The sequence below is a fragment of the Tolypothrix bouteillei VB521301 genome, from assembly GCF_000760695.4.
GTDB classification, from domain to species: domain Bacteria; phylum Cyanobacteriota; class Cyanobacteriia; order Cyanobacteriales; family Nostocaceae; genus Scytonema; species Scytonema bouteillei_A.
Genome location: NZ_JHEG04000001.1, coordinates 7,662,289 through 7,678,241, shown reverse-complemented (window position 1 = coordinate 7,678,241; position 15,953 = coordinate 7,662,289). Strand labels below are relative to the sequence as shown.

Genomic DNA, 15,953 nt, shown 5'->3' with positions numbered 1-15,953 from the left:
CGCTACAGAAGAATCTAAAATCTCTGAAACCCATGTATTATAGGAACGGAGAGGGTGGGATTCGAACCCACGTTGAGTTGCCCCAAACAGCATTTCCAGTGCTGCGCCTTGAACCGCTCGGCCACCTCTCCAAGTTGTCACAATTTACGATAGTACAACCAAGCCTAGGAAAAAGCAATAGGTTTCCTCTAAAATAATTCAAAATCTCAAATCAAAAACTCAGATGTCCCAGACTTACACTGTTAGAGTTCGCGATCGCGCTAAAGGCATTTTTCACACGCTGCAAGTTCCTGATGACCGCTACATCCTGCATAGTGCTGAAAAACAAGGCGTAGAACTGCCGTTTTCTTGTCGAAATGGGGCTTGTACCACCTGTGCTGTTAGGGTGCTGTCGGGAGAAATTTACCAACCTGAGGCAGTTGGGCTGTCCCCAGAATTAAGAAAGAAAGGTTATGCTCTGTTATGTGTGAGCTATGCTCGTTCCAATTTAGAGGTAGAGACACAAGACGAAGATGAAGTTTACGAACTACAGTTTGGGCGTTATTTTGCTAAAGGGAGAGTTCGCAAGGGCTTACCATTAGATGAAGAGTAAAATTAGCCTCGCGAAAAAGCGCAAAGGCGCACAGGTATTTAGAATGACAACTTTACTGTGTGTATTGCTACTGGTAGCTTGTCAACCACAAAAAAAGATGGAAGATCCGAACCGAATAGTGGTTAAGGTAGCACAGGTTGTGAGCGGGCAAACTATAGAAGTGGTAGGTATAGGCGAACAACCTAGCATAATTACACAAGTACGGTTGCTAAATATCGATGCACCAGATTTGCAGCAACGTCCTTGGGGTGACGCTGCAAAACAAAGCCTAGAAGCGCTGATTGGGGGCGAACAATCTGTCACGCTGGAATTTGACGCGGACGTGAAAGACTCTTTTGGCAGAACTTTGGCTTATGTTTGGAAAGATGGGGTTTTGTTGAACGAACAGTTAGTGAAACAAGGACACGGACTGTTTGCACCGCGATCGCCCAACAATAAATACGACCGCCGATTGGAACGCGCTCAACAATGGGCGAGACTGATGGGGGAAGGTATTTGGAACCCGCAAAAACCCATGCGTCTCACTCCTGGTGAATTTCGGCGTCAGTATCGTTGATGATAATAGCTAATAGCTAATCGCTAATGGCTCATTGCCTTTTACTATTAGCTATTAGCAATTAACAATTAGCAATTATGCCAGGGATGACATCGGATCGATTGCAAACCTTCTTAGAGATAGCCACAGAAGCAGCCCTTGCTGCGGGTGCGGTTTTGGAAAGTTATTTAGGGAAGCTAGAAGATGCTGTTGTTGAAAAAGGGCGACCTGGAGATTTAGTGACCGCTGCTGATAAAGCTTCAGAGGTTGTCATTTTAGATATAGTGCGGCGTCATTTTCCAGAACATTCCATCTTAGCTGAGGAATCTGGCAAACTGGGCGATCAAGATAATGAATTTCTTTGGGCGATCGATCCTTTAGATGGGACTACCAACTTTGCCCACCAATACCCCTTTTTTGCTGTTTCTATTGGGCTGTTAATTCATGGTGTCCCACAAGTTGGTGTGATTTACGATCCTTTCCATGATGAACTTTTTCGTGCGGCGCAAGGTTTGGGTGCTACGCGCAATCGCCGCCCAATTCAAGTTTCAAATACATCTGAATTAAGTAAGAGTTTGCTAGTTACGGGATTTGCTTACGACCGTCGTGAAACTTCTGACAATAACTACGCAGAATTTTGTTATCTGACCCATCTTACCCAAGGAGTTCGGCGCAGTGGTTCCGCATCTCTAGATTTGGCTCACGTTGCTTGTGGGCGTATAGATGGCTACTGGGAACGAGGGATTTCTCCCTGGGATATTGCTGCTGGTGTGATTTTATTAAGAGAAGCTGGGGGAAAGGTAACCGCATATGATGGTAGCCCCTTAGATCTAGTTTCAGGAAGGATTCTTGCCACTAATAGTTATATTCACGAGAGTTTGAGTCAAGAACTTATACAAGTGCCATCGCTCTCTACGTGGAAGCAATAAGCTTGTTAATTTTATAGCCATTTCTCAGAAGCAAAGTAAACTAGAGAAATCCTATAAACTCTATTAGTGCAACACCTGTTATATTTATGTCATTCAAGATAGAACGCGGACTTTTTAGGTATGATTTCATCGACCATCACGCAATTCTTTGTGTGTGTGTTGATGCGGATATCAAAGATATTCGCAAACGTTACCTCAAAATTGCTCGCCGCCTTCACCCTGATAGCTGTGATGCACAAAACAGCGCAGAAAAGCAACTAGCTGGTGAATTGTTGTCTAAGCTGGTCAATCCATCCTATGAAAAACTCTCTCAAGATAAAAATAGAGCAGAGTACCTTTTAGTCATGTCGCAAATGGGTAAGCGTTTGGTTCAAGAATCGGCTTCTGTGGAACTCACAACCGATTTAGCAAAACAGCTTGCGAGTACACCTAATTTTGAACAAATTTATAGAAATGCGATCGCTAAAATTGCTGAAACTCAGTATGATTCTTTGCAGAAAGTACAACAGCTCATAGGATTAGTGAGCGAGTTAAACTTGGTTTACTTAATGCGGACATCTGGTAAAACATTTGCTGCACCACAGCCAAGTCCTCTATCCAAAACCCAAACACCTTCCCCAACAAACAACACACCTGTACCCCCACCTCCTCCACCTTCAGCACCGAAAGAAGATTCAGCAGCCACTCATTATATCCGTCGCGCTCAAGAATTGATGGCAAAGAATCAACTGACACAAGCTAGGGTAGAATTACAAGATGCCCTCAAGCTAGAGCCTACTAACAGTCGCTGTCATAGCTTGATCGGGTTAGTGTATTTGAAGCAAAATCAAATCACGATGGCAAAGGTTCATTTTGACCGCGCCCTGCAATTAGACCCTAACGACCAAACAGCGTCAGATGGGAAACGCAAAATTGAACAGATGACTGGTCAAAAACCCAATGGAACGAAGCCTGTAGCACCGTCTCCTAATGGGGCTAAACAACCAGATAAATCTGGGGGCGGCGGTTTGTTTGGTGGTTTGTTTGGTGGGAAGAAGAAATAATGGTGTATCAACCGCCTGCGGGAGCTAGGGATTTATTACCCCTCGATGTGGCTCAAAAACGCTGGATTGAAGAGAGGCTACAACAAGTTTTTCACCGTTGGGGGTATCACCAAATTATTACCTCAACGCTAGAACGTATGGATACGCTCATGGCGGGAGGAGCAATTCAACGCTCAACGGTGATTCAACTGCAAAATGCCGAAGATGAAGATTTGGGGCTGCGTCCGGAACTGACAGCATCTATTGCTCGCACGGCTGTAACGCGTATGGGTGGCGTAACCTATCCGCAGCGCCTGTACTACAATGCTAATGTTTTCCAACGCACGCGAGAGTTGAAGCACAACCGCCAACAGGAATTTTATCAAGCTGGCGTGGAATTACTTGGAAGTGGGGGATTGCTTGCAGATGCAGATATTTTGCTGTTGCTAGCAAATTGTTTGCAAGCTCTGGGTTTACAACGTTGGTACTTGGTTTTAGGCGAGGCTGAAATTACTCGATCGCTCATCAAGGCTTTTCCCCCACATTTACAAGGAAAAGTGCGGAGTGCGATCGCTCACCTAGACCGCATTACAATTGACTCCTTACCCCTAACTGACGAACTTAAAGAACGCGCCAGAATCATGCTGGATTTGCGCGGTAATCCGGCTGATGTCTTGCAAAAAGTCAGCAGTTTGGGTTTAGACGAGCCTTTACAAGCGGCAGTCAACAATCTGAAAGCATTAGTAGAATTACTATATGAATCAGAAAAAATCGGCACTCATTCATCTCATGGTATAGGGATGGAAATCATCCTCGACTTGAGCCTAATACAAACATTAGACTATTACACGGGTATTGTATTTGAGGTAGTTAGCGATACAGATGGACAAGCAAGGGTTGTGGGGCGAGGCGGTCGTTACGACCATCTTTTAGAGCTGTATCATCCGCAAGGAGAAAATATACCTGGAATTGGTTTTGCATTACTCCTAGAAGATTTGCAACAAGTTCTCCTATCTGGCGGTCAATTACCGCAAACAGCGCCACCGATTAATTGGTTGGTAGTACCAGAAGATAAGAGTGCATATACTGCGGCTTTCACCTATGCTAAAAAACTCCGAGATTCCACGCACTTAGTTCGCGTGGAAATCGATTTGGGAGGACGGAATACAGATGAAATCCGAGAATATGCAAGCGATCGCAATATTGCCCAGATTGCTTGGATTAAAGCTGACGGTTCTACAACAATCGAACCTGTTGTGTAACCTTAGTACCTTTTAACAGATAAGACTCTCCGCACGCGCTACGAGTCTTATCTTCGGTGGTTTTGGCTCGCTTAATTTTTCACAAGAATGACGCACATAGAGGGAGACACGGAGAATTTTGAATCGGAAACGATTTCCGAACTTGATATTGCTTCATTAATTAGCCAACAGCATGCATATAAAGCTGTTGGGTCTCTCCATCGTCTGGGATCGGTAAGCGCCACTTACTGAGTTGTTCGGCATGCCGAGCAACTTCTACCTCGATATACTGAATGAGATACAGCAATTTTAATCCAATAAAGAGGGGAACTATGCCGCACACTATTGTTACTGACGTTTGTGAAGGCGTCGCAGATTGCGTGGATGCTTGTCCGGTAGCCTGCATTCACGACGGTCCTGGTAAGAATGTCAAGGGAACAGATTGGTACTGGATTGACTATGCTACTTGTATCGATTGTGGCATCTGCATTCAAGTTTGCCCTGTAGAAGGGGCGATCGTTCCAGAAGAACGACCAGATCTGCAAAAAACTCCTTCTTAAGTATTTCTACGGTTAAATTCTTTGAAAAAACAGGCACACAAGAAAACTTGCCTGTTTTTATCGTAAAATTACAGACTCTTATATTTCTTTCATAAAAGCTTAACAGTACGTTTGTAAAAGTTTGATAAAAATGTAACAGCACATAATTATCTTGCCTGAAAAGTAGGTACATCCACTGTATTAATTACCGTGGGACTCCTACTTATAAAAAACTATGCTAAAAATTTTTCATGTATTTCTTAACAAAAGCTTCTTCAATATAGGTTTTGTTGCCACGGCGATTGGTCTGATGTCTGCTTCGAGTGCTACAGCCGCCACATTTAATCTTGATGGATTTATTAAACTACCCGGTTTGACTGGTGGCAATCCTAAAGGAACTGCTGTTTATTACGCGGAAATATCCAATCTTCCCTCTGATATCAAATCTATCACGATCGCTGATAGTAATAACCAACAAGGCGGTACGACTGGAAGATTTAGCGGCTTTGATTTAGATGCTATCAAGATTAGTAACGTTCTCATCAATGATGCAGCTAATATTAATACCCTATCAGGCTTGGACGTATTCAATTTTGCTCCGGGTGGAGTTGTATTCGCTCCTGGAACACAACGTTCTCCCGTTACTTCAGAAGATGCCGTTGTGGGAGCCGATTTATTTGGAGCAGCCAATGGTAACATAAATAACTCAGTAGCTACATTGCAAAGTTTTGACGCCAACTCTACATCTGCTCTTGTCATTGACTCCGCAAATCCTTCAACAGCTTTTGGATTTGTCAGCTTGGGTGATGGTGGCAAAATATCGTTTAATCTGAAGAGCGCTATTTCTACCAACAGCAGCCCGTTATATCTTTACATTGGAGAAGTCGGCGATAACGGAGAAGTCGTTAACGGTCAAATTGCTTTATCAGATAAGTCAGTTCAAGTACCGGAACCCTCTGGTATAGCTGCTTTCTCATTGCTTGGTCTGTGCTTTGCTATTCGCCAAGGGAAGAAAAACAAGGTGACTTAAAAACTTTCAAATACAAGAATTGCCTAACATATATGTTCTCTTAGAAAGACCCTTCCATCACTGACATGGAAGGTGTTTTCGTCTTTATGCCTTTCAACAAACGAACAAACTATAGTTAAATGAAAGATATTTTACTTATATTGTAAAAAAATTATGTCAAATTCACTAAGTTCATCTCCCATACTCGAAGCTCAAAACGTCCACGCTGGTTACATCAAAGATGTTGATATCCTACAAGGTGTCAATTTCCGAGTAGACCCTGGAGAACTGGTTACGGTTATCGGTCCCAACGGTGCGGGTAAATCTACGTTAGCCAAAACTATCTTTGGGCTTTTGACTCCCCATACTGGGACAATTACTTTCAAAGGTGAAAATATCGTTGGGTTAAAGTCAAACCAAATCGTTCAACGGGGAATGTGCTACATCCCACAAATTGCCAATGTTTTTCCTTCCCTGAGCGTGGAAGAAAACTTAGAAATGGGAGCTTTTGTCCGTAACGTTCCCCTAAAACCGCTTAAAGATAAAATATTTGCAATGTTTCCCAAGTTAAGCGATCGCCGTCAGCAACGAGCTGGTACTCTCTCAGGTGGCGAACGTCAAATGTTAGCAATGGGTAAAGCATTGATGTTAGAACCTAGTTTATTACTACTAGATGAACCATCTGCTGCATTATCTCCCATACTTGTTACACAAGTGTTCGAGCAGATTAAACAAATCAACCAAAGCGGTACGGCAATTGTACTGGTAGAACAAAATGCCCGTAAAGCGTTGGAAATGGCACATCGCGGTTACGTACTGGAGTCTGGACGCGATGCAATGTCCGGTCCCGGTTTGGCATTACTTAACGATCCCAAGGTAGGCGAATTGTATTTGGGGGCTGGGAGGGGGCATTAAAATTTGTTAGTTATTAGTTGTTAGATGCTAAAAATCCCATCAACCATTAACAATTCCTTAAACCGTTAGAGACTAACTCTCGCACCCTTAGAGATTTTGGTATGTTCCAGCCAACAACCAAGCTGTTGTGGGTTGGATTCATTTACCGAGAAAGATTGATGAGTCGAATAAATGGATTTGTAGGGCGTCGTAATTTTCTGCTAGGTGCAGCTAGCTTTGCTACAGCTGGTGGCTTACTTTGGTATCAAAGAACAACTTCCATACTACAAGCAGAGGGTGCACAGACAAATCCAGTAAATCCCCATCCAGTCACAGCGACAGAAGCTTTAAAGCGATTGCTGGAGGGGAACCAACGATTTGTAGATCAAAAGCGTAAATATCCCGATCAATCGCTAAAACACGTTCAATCTCTAGCAAAAGGTCAGTATCCTTTTGCAGCCGTATTAGGCTGTGCAGATTCTAGGGTACCCACAGAAATTATCTTTGACCAAGGACTGGGAAATCTGTTTGTCGTGCGTGTTGCTGGGAATGTCGCCAGCGATATGGCTATAGGAAGTTTAGAATATGCCACATCCGTTTTGGGTTCTCAACTTATAGTCGTTTTGGGTCATAAAAAATGCGGTGCTGTCATGGCAGCACTTCAAGAGAAACCAGCACCTGGTAGAATTAACTATATTGTCCGGGAAATCCGACCGGCGATCGCAAGAGCTAGACTGACTGAGGGCGATGTTGGGGAGAATGCGATCGCAGCCAATATCAAATATCAGGCAGAGAAACTACAGAGTCAATCGACGATTTTGGCTAACCTTATCCAGAAAGGAAAACTGCAAGTTGTAGGTGCTTGTTACGATATTAATACTGGTAGAGTATCTATTTGCTAATGGCTAATGGCTAATAGCTAATTGCTTTCTTACCATTAGCTATTAGCTATTAGCCATTAACACAATGATCCATCTCAACCCAGAACACCTACAAACCATCTACTCCCACGCCGAAACCACTTATCCAGAAGAGTGCTGCGGTCTACTGTTAGGTTCCCTCACTGACAGCAACAAAATAGCGCTAGAAGTCATACCAACAGAAAATGCTTGGTCAGAAACATCAGACCCCTTTGAAGACAGTACAGCAACCAAACAACGAAGATACACCATCGCACCCCAAGTCATGCTGCAAGTGCAAAAAGATGCACGCGATCGCAACCTCAGCATAATAGGTATTTATCACTCCCACATCAACAATCCTGCCAATCCCTCCGAATTTGACCGTCAGCTAGCTTGGCAAGAATACTCATATCTTATTGTCTCTGTCATGGATGGCAAAGTTGCTGGCATAAAAAGTTGGATCTTGGACGACAATCATCAATTTCAAGCAGAAGCAATGGACGTGGGGAGTTATAAAAAAGAATAATTGTAATGATTTATGCACCAGTCTTCACGCACCACTCCCCAATGTCACACAATTTTCGATAGGATAATAAGTCCGCGCTTCCTCATCTAACTGTTATGCTTAATCCCAATCTGGATAACATCCAGCTAACAAGAGAAGAATACGAAAGGTACTCCCGTCACCTCATTTTGCCTGAAGTGGGGCTGGAAGGACAAAAACGCTTGAAAGCTGCTAGTGTGTTGTGTATCGGTACTGGCGGCTTGGGTTCGCCACTGCTATTGTATTTAGCAGCCGCAGGGATCGGACGCATCGGTATAGTTGATTTCGATGTTGTGGATACCTCCAATCTGCAACGCCAAGTCATTCATGGTACCTCTTGGGTTGGCAAACCCAAGATTGAGTCAGCAAAAGATCGGATTCACGAGATCAATCCCAACTGTCAGGTGGATTTATACGAAACTCGCCTGACTTCGGAAAATGCTCTTGATATCATCAGACCCTACGATATTGTGGTAGACGGTACTGATAACTTCCCAACACGGTATCTGGTCAATGATGCTTGTGTATTGTTAGATAAGCCCAACGTTTACGGTTCTATTTTCCGCTTTGAAGGACAGGCTACAGTATTTAACTATGAGGGTGGACCGAACTACCGCGACCTTTATCCAGAACCACCACCACCAGGAATGGTTCCTTCTTGTGCAGAAGGGGGGGTACTGGGAATTTTGCCAGGGATAATTGGTGTTATCCAAGCTACGGAAACTGTCAAAATTATTCTCGGTAACGGAACTACTTTAAGTGGACGATTGTTGCTGTACAATGCCTTAGACATGAAGTTCCGGGAATTGAAGTTGCGCCCCAACCCAATTCGCCCGGTGATAGAAAAACTCATAGACTACGAGCAATTCTGCGGTATCCCACAAGCCAAAGCACAAGAGGAGAAACAGCAGATGGAAATTCCAGAAATGACAGTGCAAGAATTGAAGGAATTGCTAGATGGCGGTGCAAAAGATTTTGTGTTGCTAGATGTCCGCAATCCTCACGAGTACGAAATAGCCAAAATTCCCGGTTCTGTTTTAATACCGTTACCAGAGATTGAAAACGGTGAAGGAGTCACTCAGGTACGGGAATTGGTGAACGGTCATCGATTGATTGCCCATTGTAAGTCGGGTATGCGTTCTACAAAAGCCTTAAATATCCTTAAAGAAGCGGGAATTGAGGGGACAAATGTCAAGGGTGGTATTCTTGCTTGGAGTAAGGAAATCGACCCATCCATACCAAGTTATTAAAATCCACAGAACCGCATTCTATCGCATGGGACACCAAGAACTCTTTGGGTCCCATGCACGAGCTTTTGGATTGAGAACATGGAAAAAAATACGGGAACCATACCCCATATTTTATGGTTGCAAGTTTGCAGTTTGGCAGGAGTACAGGGAGCTATTACGCTGAGTTGGCTGATTTATGCTTTGTACTTACCGCGACTGTTGGCTGGATTTGGTTTTCCTGAATCTTTGGCAGTATGGGTGCTGATAGTGGAGAATGCCTTAGCAGTGGTGATGGAACCACTGTTTGGTGCGCTTTCTGATAAAGCCAAGTATCAAATAGGAAGAAGTTTTCCCTTCATTTCTGTTGGGGTGATTCTCTCATCAGCATTTTTTATTGCAATTCCAACTTTGACAGTGTTTTTTCCAGTTTCTGATATCACGCGTACTCTTTTGCCTTTAATGGCGATCGCTTGGGCTATGGCAATGACGGTATTTCGCAGTCCGGCGATTCGGCTTTAGCCGTTACGCTTCGCGTATCGCACTTTTGGGAAGATATGCCAGACCCGAGGAGTTACCGTTAGCGGGAAGTGTGCTGATTTTGGTAGGAGGAATCATTGGTGCTTTCCGACCTATTGCCACTTCGTTTATTTTAGGTTTAGGACCTGTCTTCACATTTGCTGTCGGTTCGTTTGTGTTGCTAGCCGCAGCTGCAATATTAAGATTTTTTAATCCAGTAGAGACCCCCGTTGATAAAGCCCAAACATGGGCAACACCAGGGGAATTGCCACGGGCGCTAGCTTTGATTTTGGGTACGGGTGTTGGTGTGGCGTGGGGTTCTCGACTCTTTATGGATGCTTTGGGGAAGCTGTTAAAAGTTCAACTGAATACTCAGAATGTTGATGGCATGATGTTTATCATCAACCTTGCTTTAGCTTTTGCTGCGCTACCTGCAGGAGCATTAGCTGTAAAGATAGGCAATCGCAAGGCAATGCTAGGTGGTATTGGTGCGCTCGTTTTTCTGATGATAGTACTGTTATTTGCAGGAGCGCAGATGCCTTTTGTACTACTTGGAGTCTGTGCATTTAGCGTAATTGTCAACGGTGCAATTCCCTTTGCTTTAGGGTTAGTACCTCCTAAATGGGGAGGATTGGGAGTTGGGATGTATTTCGCAGGCTTTGGTTTGACAGGGAGTTTGTTTGGGCTAGTGTTTCCAAAACCGCAAGAGATTGTTCCTGCGAGCGGAGTTGTTGGGGGTGCAATCGCTTTTTTGGTAGCAGGTGGTTGTGTTGCGGGAAGTTACAAACACTCGTCTCTGAATTAATTTCTCTCAAAAAATAATTTTATCCATCACTCAAACCCCTACTTTAAAAAGTAGAAATTAACTGCTTGCTTGACAATCCCCATCGCCGCGTCATTCTTATCGTAATTACTTAGGCGAAGCTGATACTACAACCTATTTCCTTCGTTATAAGTAATATTACTTTACATACTTCTTTGGATAGCAAATAAATCATCTTTTGTAACTAAGTTTTAATGCGTAGAATCGTCTGTTGAGAAGATATCTTGTGCTTAAAAAAGTTATATACTGAAAGTATAAAAATGATTCTATGACTATCCTAATAAGGAGGATCTTCATATGCTTGCTGTTGTCACTTTTTTTGCTGCTTATGCAGTTCTATCTGCATACTTCATTTCGACTGTTGAGTAGTGCAATAAAAACTCGGCTCCCTTGTATCTAATGTTATAGCAATTGTACGCGTACTGATTCTTAATGCTATCTTAATTATTGAGATTGGAAATAGCATGAGAAGATACTAGATAAGGGAGCACAGTTCTAAATGTTTTCTGAATTCGTCACTGGTCACTAGTTACCGATCGCTGTTCGCCGAGCAATCTGAATTTACTGCTTTCATCTTCTGTACGGAACGCAGTAACAACCCGATCTCGTCCCGACTGTTTGGCACAATATAGAGCACTATCAGCAGCTTGAATAACTGCTCCTGGCGTCAAACCATGCATTGGAAAAAGCGAGACCCCCAGTGACAGAGAAATTCTGCTAAGTGACTGGTGACGGTATTGTAGGTCCAAATGTTTAACACCTTCCCGTATTTGTTCGGCACGTTCAAAACAAGTTTCTAAGGTTGTTTCTGGTAATATAATCAAAAACTCCTCACCACCATAACGACAAGCAATATCAGCTTGCCGAATTTGTTGTTTGAGGAATATACCGAGTTCTCGCAAAACAGTATCGCCTGCTTCATGACCGTAAACGTCGTTGAAGCCTTTGAAATGATCGACATCAATCATAATGATACCTACCGAGTACTGCTTGCGTTCTGCTCGGTATATTTCTCTTTCTAAAAATTCATCAAGGTAGCGTCGGTTGAACAAACCCGTTAGGGGATCGCGAGTACTTTGCTGTTGCAGTGCTTCGCGTAACTTTAAATTTGCAAGAGCAAGTGCAATATGTTCGGAAACTCTAGAGGCTAACTGTTGTTTTGATTTTGTAAATTGCCCCTCTTGTTGCGATGTTAAATATAACATTCCTAAAGCTTCTCCTTGGGCCATCATAGGGACACATAGCGATTCACCGCACCAATCCTCACTCATATGGGTACACTGCAAACCACTGCATTTAGATTCTACAAAATGAGTGCGTCCCCGCCGCAGTCCCCAACATTCTTCAGGTGTAAACAATTTTTTACTAGATAATGTTGAGTTTCCCCAAGTCGTTACGGCTTCTACTAAATATTTTGAGGGGCTGATAATAAAAACTCCTCCCGACATATCAGGAAACAAGCATTGAACAAAATGAGCAATCACTTTATATGCTTCCTCATTTTTCATACACGCTTGTAGAAAGTCGCTCATTTGACTGAGTAAAGCAATTTCATTGTTGCGAGTTTCTAGTTCTTTCACCCAGGAAGACAGCTGTTCGTTAGCTTGCTTGAGGGCTGCTTCTGTTTGCTTGCGTTCTGTAATATCCCGATTAACTTCAATTGTTGCTGTAGGCTGACCTTGTTCGTTGTAAAGCGGTACAACCACTTTTTCGCATATCCCTTCAGTACCATCTTTACGTGTAAAATTCATTTCACCAGCCCAGCGACCCGTATCTAAAGTCCGTTCTATGATTTTTTCTGTTACAACAGCAGAATTTTCTGACTTGTGGAGAACCTCTTGTGTTGTTCCCAGCGATCGCACCCTAGCATAACCAAACATTCTTTCTGCTGCCCCATTGCAGTCAATAATATTACCAGATAAATCGGTAATAATAATGCCATCAGAAATATTTTCAAAAATACAAGCCTGCTGTTTTAAAGTCTCTTCAACTAATTTGCGCTCGGTAATATCTAAAGCTTGAACTATAAAATATAACGGCACACCATAGATATCTCGCACGAGTGAGGCACTTAAAAAAACCCATACCACATTTCCCCGCTTGTGGATGTACCGCTTCTCGAGGGTGTAATGGCGAACTTCACCATTTAAGAGTTGATTGCTGTAGTTGAGACTGAGGTCTAAATCGTCAGGATGGGTAATAGCTTGGAAAGTCGTGGACAAAAGATCTTCTTTTGAATACCCAGTAATTTCACATAAAGCTCGATTCACCTGTAGCCACCGACCGTCTGTTGCCGTTAATGCCATTCCAATGGCAGCGTAATCAAAAGCGCTGCGAAAGCGTTCATTACTTTCTCGCAGCGCTTCTTCTACTCTTTGACGTTCTGCAATTTCGTGTTCTAATTCTTGGTTGGCTTTGATAAGTTGTGTCAAGTTGGGAAGAGCAATAGCTTGAGGCATTGCTTGCAGGAGCAATACACCTGTCACGAGTGAAATAACCGCTGTTATGACTTTGACAAAACCTGACAGCCAGTACGTTGGGTGCCATAGCGTCCACACTTCTACAAGATGTGATGTTGCACAAGAGACAATGAACGCACTAAACAGATAAAACACCCAGTGGAAGGGTAAATCTTGCCGCTTCTCAGCAAAATAAATCAGGGTAATAGAAATAGAGTAGTAAGCAAGTGCAATTAAAGAATCAGATATTGCATGCAGCCACACTAAATTTGTTATCCAAAGAAAACATTGTCCGTGGGGGATAAACTGCATCACTATCAATTGAAGAAAATTTGGCATATTTACTCGACCTTCTCCTAATTTCCCCTAATCCATCGCTCTAACTCTGCCCTGGAAATGTCGAAACACTCACAGGCAATTGTTTCTAACTCAAGCCGATTTAAAATTGTTATCTCACCGCGATCGTAATCAATCAGCCCCAACGCACGTAGTTTTCTTGCAACTGCTCCGACACTGGCACGGCGTACACCTAATATTTGGGAAAACGTTTCTTGAGTGAGTGGAAACCGATCCCTTCTCATGCGATCGTGAATCATGAGCAGCCAACGACACATCCGCTGTTCGACCGTGTGTAAACTGTTACAAGCAACAGATTGTGAAATTTGTACAATTAACACGTGCGTGTACCGCAGGAGAATCTCTTGCAATAGCGGTTTCTCCCGCACTGCTGCTGTAAAAATATCTGTACGCATTCGCACAGCCTCACCTGGAATCTGTACAACTCCCCTCAGAGGTGTCGTTGGGATTCCCAAGGCTAGAGAAATACCCACCATCCCTTCGTAGCCGACTAAACCCACTTCAGCTTGAGTCCCATCTGCCATTGTTGTCAGTAAAGAAACAACACCATGAATTGGGAAGTACACGTAGTCTATAGATCGTCCGGGTTGAAACAGAACTTGCTTAAAGCTAAGAGGAACAGTTTCGAGGTGAGGAAGTAATTTTCGATAAACTTCATCGGGCAGTACCGATAAAAGCCTATTGTAGATTGGTGTTTGAACTGTTTTAGCCATTAGGAACACTATGAGTTACATCGGTATGTCCGCATCAAATACAGTGCCATTACATATTCGAGTCAAATATGATGCACTCAATTTTGTTATTTAATTCAAATAGAGTAGCAACAGATAACCTTTTATCAGTGATTTATGCTACTCATTGTTCTCAGACATCTCTTTGGCACGGAAATATTGATGTCAACTTGGAATTGATGAATTAATATAACTGAAATTTCATGAACGCTAGCGTACAACAGTAACGTACAGAATTTACACCAAATTTACTCTCCAATACCCAAAACTAGTACCAGTGGTACAAAGAAGCGGGACCATGTGATTTTTGAAATGTATAAATTCTTTATATTTTCTTAGAAACAGAGGTAAACTAGGTCACATGATTTTTGTTAATACTTTTTTAGTTATATCATCAATTGTATTTGTTCTTTCCTCTCAAGCAAGAAAATTTAGAAGCATAAAATATGCAGCTAAAATTCAGCAAGATAAAGATTTTATCTGTTTACCGATCGCCTGAAATCGCGCCAAAAATTTAATGAGAACATCTATATTTTTCTACTTATAAAAAATATTATTTCTATGACAGTTCTAACATCATGTATGAAAAACAAAGAGCCCTGACTTTTGAAAAAGTTGGTATTCCGAGCCGTTCAAGAAGAGGAAATGATTATCGGTCATCGGTCAGAGTTAATAACTGTTGCAAAGTGACAAAAACATGCATTCCCAAACAAGACGCGGTTGGGCATAACTGAGCAAGGATTTGCGGGCTTGTTCTAACTGTTGAATAATGCTAGGTTGACGCCATTGTTCCCAGTAAAACTGTTGTAGATAATCCACTAACCATAATTGGGCTTCCGTGTCTAAATTCTTATCAATTTGTTTGGCTAATTCCAAAGCTTCACGATAAGATGAGGGAAATTTTGTAACGGCTTGCAAAATTTCCTCAGGAATAGCTTGCAATTGCTGATAGGATGCGATCGCATCTCCCGGACTACCAGATGCAACGCTAAAGACGGCAGGATATTGCAAAATATCTTTGTGTCCTGTTTTTGTCAAAACCTCAGCCATAGCCCCGTTACTAAGTCGGTAAAAAGGAATGCGCTGACAGCGAGATACAATCGTAGGCAAGACAGATTCTGGTGTTGGTGCAATTAAAATCAGCGTTGCTCGTCCCGGTTCTTCTAAAGTTTTTAGTAGAGCGTTAGCGGCTGCTTCAGCCATTGTTTCTGCTTGCTCTAACACAACAATCTTTCTAGATGCTTCCAAGGGCGGACGACTGAGAAATTCAATAATTTGCCTGATTTGTTCGAGCCGAATCGCGGGTGGTGCTTTGCGCTTCAGCCCCTTCTCTTGGGCTTCTTTTGATGTCAGACGTTGACCCTGATGCTGATAAGTTGGTTCTACCCAAAGTAGATCGGGGTGGTTTCCTTGACGTATGCGGTTTTGATGTGCATTAAAGAGCAACTCGACAAAACACTTTGCCGCTAAACTCTTTCCGACTCCATCCGGTCCCACAAACAGGTATGCTGGAGCAATTCTTTGTTTGACTGCAGCTTGTGTTAGCAATTCGACTGCTTGTGGTTGTCCTATAAGCTGTGAAAATGGGTCCATGATTTGTGATAATAAGTAACTGGGTAAGTTGTTAGGCT

General features: G+C 42.8%; 18 protein-coding genes and 1 tRNA gene. 15 read left to right on the top strand and 4 right to left on the bottom strand.

Annotated features, from left to right (window positions below; translation table 11 throughout):
• Positions 1-46: 46 nt before the first annotated feature.
• A tRNA-Ser gene (locus HC643_RS31480) sits at positions 47-131 on the bottom strand.
• A gap of 92 nt (positions 132-223) precedes the next feature.
• Here HC643_RS31480 and HC643_RS31475 point away from each other — a divergent pair.
• The 14 genes from HC643_RS31475 to HC643_RS42440 all read left to right on the top strand — a co-directional run bounded on the left by HC643_RS31475 (position 224) and on the right by HC643_RS42440 (position 10,757).
• Positions 224-592: a 2Fe-2S iron-sulfur cluster-binding protein gene (locus tag HC643_RS31475; RefSeq protein WP_038085970.1), complete on the top strand. Its 369-nt coding sequence runs from the start codon at positions 224-226 to the stop codon at positions 590-592.
• A gap of 43 nt (positions 593-635) precedes the next feature.
• On the top strand, positions 636-1,148 hold the full coding sequence (locus HC643_RS31470; RefSeq protein WP_038085973.1) for a thermonuclease family protein: 513 nt from the start codon (positions 636-638) through the stop codon (positions 1,146-1,148).
• Between the two features lie 86 nt (positions 1,149-1,234).
• On the top strand, positions 1,235-2,056 hold the full coding sequence (locus HC643_RS31465; protein WP_038086003.1) for an inositol monophosphatase family protein: 822 nt from the start codon (positions 1,235-1,237) through the stop codon (positions 2,054-2,056).
• Between the two features lie 86 nt (positions 2,057-2,142).
• The gene (locus tag HC643_RS31460; RefSeq protein WP_038085974.1) at positions 2,143-3,099 is read left to right on the top strand and encodes a J domain-containing protein; all 957 of its coding nucleotides are present in this window, start codon (positions 2,143-2,145) and stop codon (positions 3,097-3,099) included.
• Positions 3,099-4,340 (top strand): ATP phosphoribosyltransferase regulatory subunit, encoded by a 1,242-nt coding sequence (locus HC643_RS31455; RefSeq protein WP_038085976.1) that lies wholly within the window; start codon positions 3,099-3,101, stop codon positions 4,338-4,340. Before HC643_RS31460 ends, HC643_RS31455 begins: the two co-directional genes overlap by 1 nt.
• Before the next feature lie 87 nt (positions 4,341-4,427).
• Positions 4,428-4,571 carry a hypothetical protein gene (locus HC643_RS31450; RefSeq protein ID WP_153021429.1) on the top strand — a complete coding sequence of 48 codons (144 nt, stop codon included), beginning with the start codon at positions 4,428-4,430 and terminating at the stop codon, positions 4,569-4,571.
• An 80-nt stretch (positions 4,572-4,651) separates the two neighbouring features.
• The gene (locus HC643_RS31445; protein ID WP_050046643.1) at positions 4,652-4,879 is read left to right on the top strand and encodes an indolepyruvate ferredoxin oxidoreductase subunit alpha; all 228 of its coding nucleotides are present in this window, start codon (positions 4,652-4,654) and stop codon (positions 4,877-4,879) included.
• 214 nt (positions 4,880-5,093) lie between these two features.
• The gene (locus tag HC643_RS31440; RefSeq protein WP_050046644.1) at positions 5,094-5,888 is read left to right on the top strand and encodes a hypothetical protein; all 795 of its coding nucleotides are present in this window, start codon (positions 5,094-5,096) and stop codon (positions 5,886-5,888) included.
• Between the two features lie 153 nt (positions 5,889-6,041).
• Positions 6,042-6,782: an ABC transporter ATP-binding protein gene (locus tag HC643_RS31435; RefSeq protein WP_038085978.1), complete on the top strand. Its 741-nt coding sequence runs from the start codon at positions 6,042-6,044 to the stop codon at positions 6,780-6,782.
• 158 nt (positions 6,783-6,940) lie between these two features.
• Positions 6,941-7,663, top strand: a complete 723-nt coding sequence (locus HC643_RS31430; RefSeq protein WP_038086005.1) for a carbonic anhydrase — start codon at positions 6,941-6,943, stop codon at positions 7,661-7,663.
• 64 nt (positions 7,664-7,727) lie between these two features.
• Entirely contained in the window at positions 7,728-8,189 is a 462-nt protein-coding gene (locus HC643_RS31425; RefSeq protein WP_038085980.1) for a M67 family metallopeptidase, read from the top strand.
• 95 nt (positions 8,190-8,284) lie between these two features.
• Positions 8,285-9,457, top strand: a complete 1,173-nt coding sequence (moeB, locus tag HC643_RS31420; RefSeq protein WP_038085982.1) for a molybdopterin-synthase adenylyltransferase MoeB — start codon at positions 8,285-8,287, stop codon at positions 9,455-9,457.
• A gap of 78 nt (positions 9,458-9,535) precedes the next feature.
• Complete coding sequence (locus tag HC643_RS42445) at positions 9,536-9,955, top strand: MFS transporter (RefSeq protein WP_336604393.1); 420 nt, start codon at positions 9,536-9,538, stop codon at positions 9,953-9,955.
• A 25-nt stretch (positions 9,956-9,980) separates the two neighbouring features.
• The gene (locus tag HC643_RS42440; protein ID WP_336604392.1) at positions 9,981-10,757 is read left to right on the top strand and encodes a hypothetical protein; all 777 of its coding nucleotides are present in this window, start codon (positions 9,981-9,983) and stop codon (positions 10,755-10,757) included.
• Positions 10,758-11,290: 533 nt separating this feature from the next.
• Here HC643_RS42440 and HC643_RS31410 read toward each other — a convergent pair.
• Together HC643_RS31410 and HC643_RS31405 are read right to left on the bottom strand one after the other, a co-directional pair.
• Complete coding sequence (locus HC643_RS31410) at positions 11,291-13,573, bottom strand: diguanylate cyclase (RefSeq protein ID WP_237265975.1); 2,283 nt, start codon at positions 13,571-13,573, stop codon at positions 11,291-11,293.
• Positions 13,574-13,590: 17 nt separating this feature from the next.
• Entirely contained in the window at positions 13,591-14,304 is a 714-nt protein-coding gene (locus HC643_RS31405; RefSeq protein WP_038085092.1) for a Crp/Fnr family transcriptional regulator, read from the bottom strand.
• Between the two features lie 68 nt (positions 14,305-14,372).
• Here HC643_RS31405 and HC643_RS41700 point away from each other — a divergent pair, with 68 nt between their 5' ends.
• On the top strand, positions 14,373-14,510 hold the full coding sequence (locus HC643_RS41700; RefSeq protein WP_237265974.1) for a hypothetical protein: 138 nt from the start codon (positions 14,373-14,375) through the stop codon (positions 14,508-14,510).
• A gap of 481 nt (positions 14,511-14,991) precedes the next feature.
• On the opposite strand, the gene HC643_RS31400 is transcribed toward HC643_RS41700, so the two are convergent.
• Positions 14,992-15,915 carry a DNA polymerase III subunit delta' gene (locus HC643_RS31400; RefSeq protein ID WP_038085090.1) on the bottom strand — a complete coding sequence of 308 codons (924 nt, stop codon included), beginning with the start codon at positions 15,913-15,915 and terminating at the stop codon, positions 14,992-14,994.
• Positions 15,916-15,953: the final 38 nt, after the last annotated feature.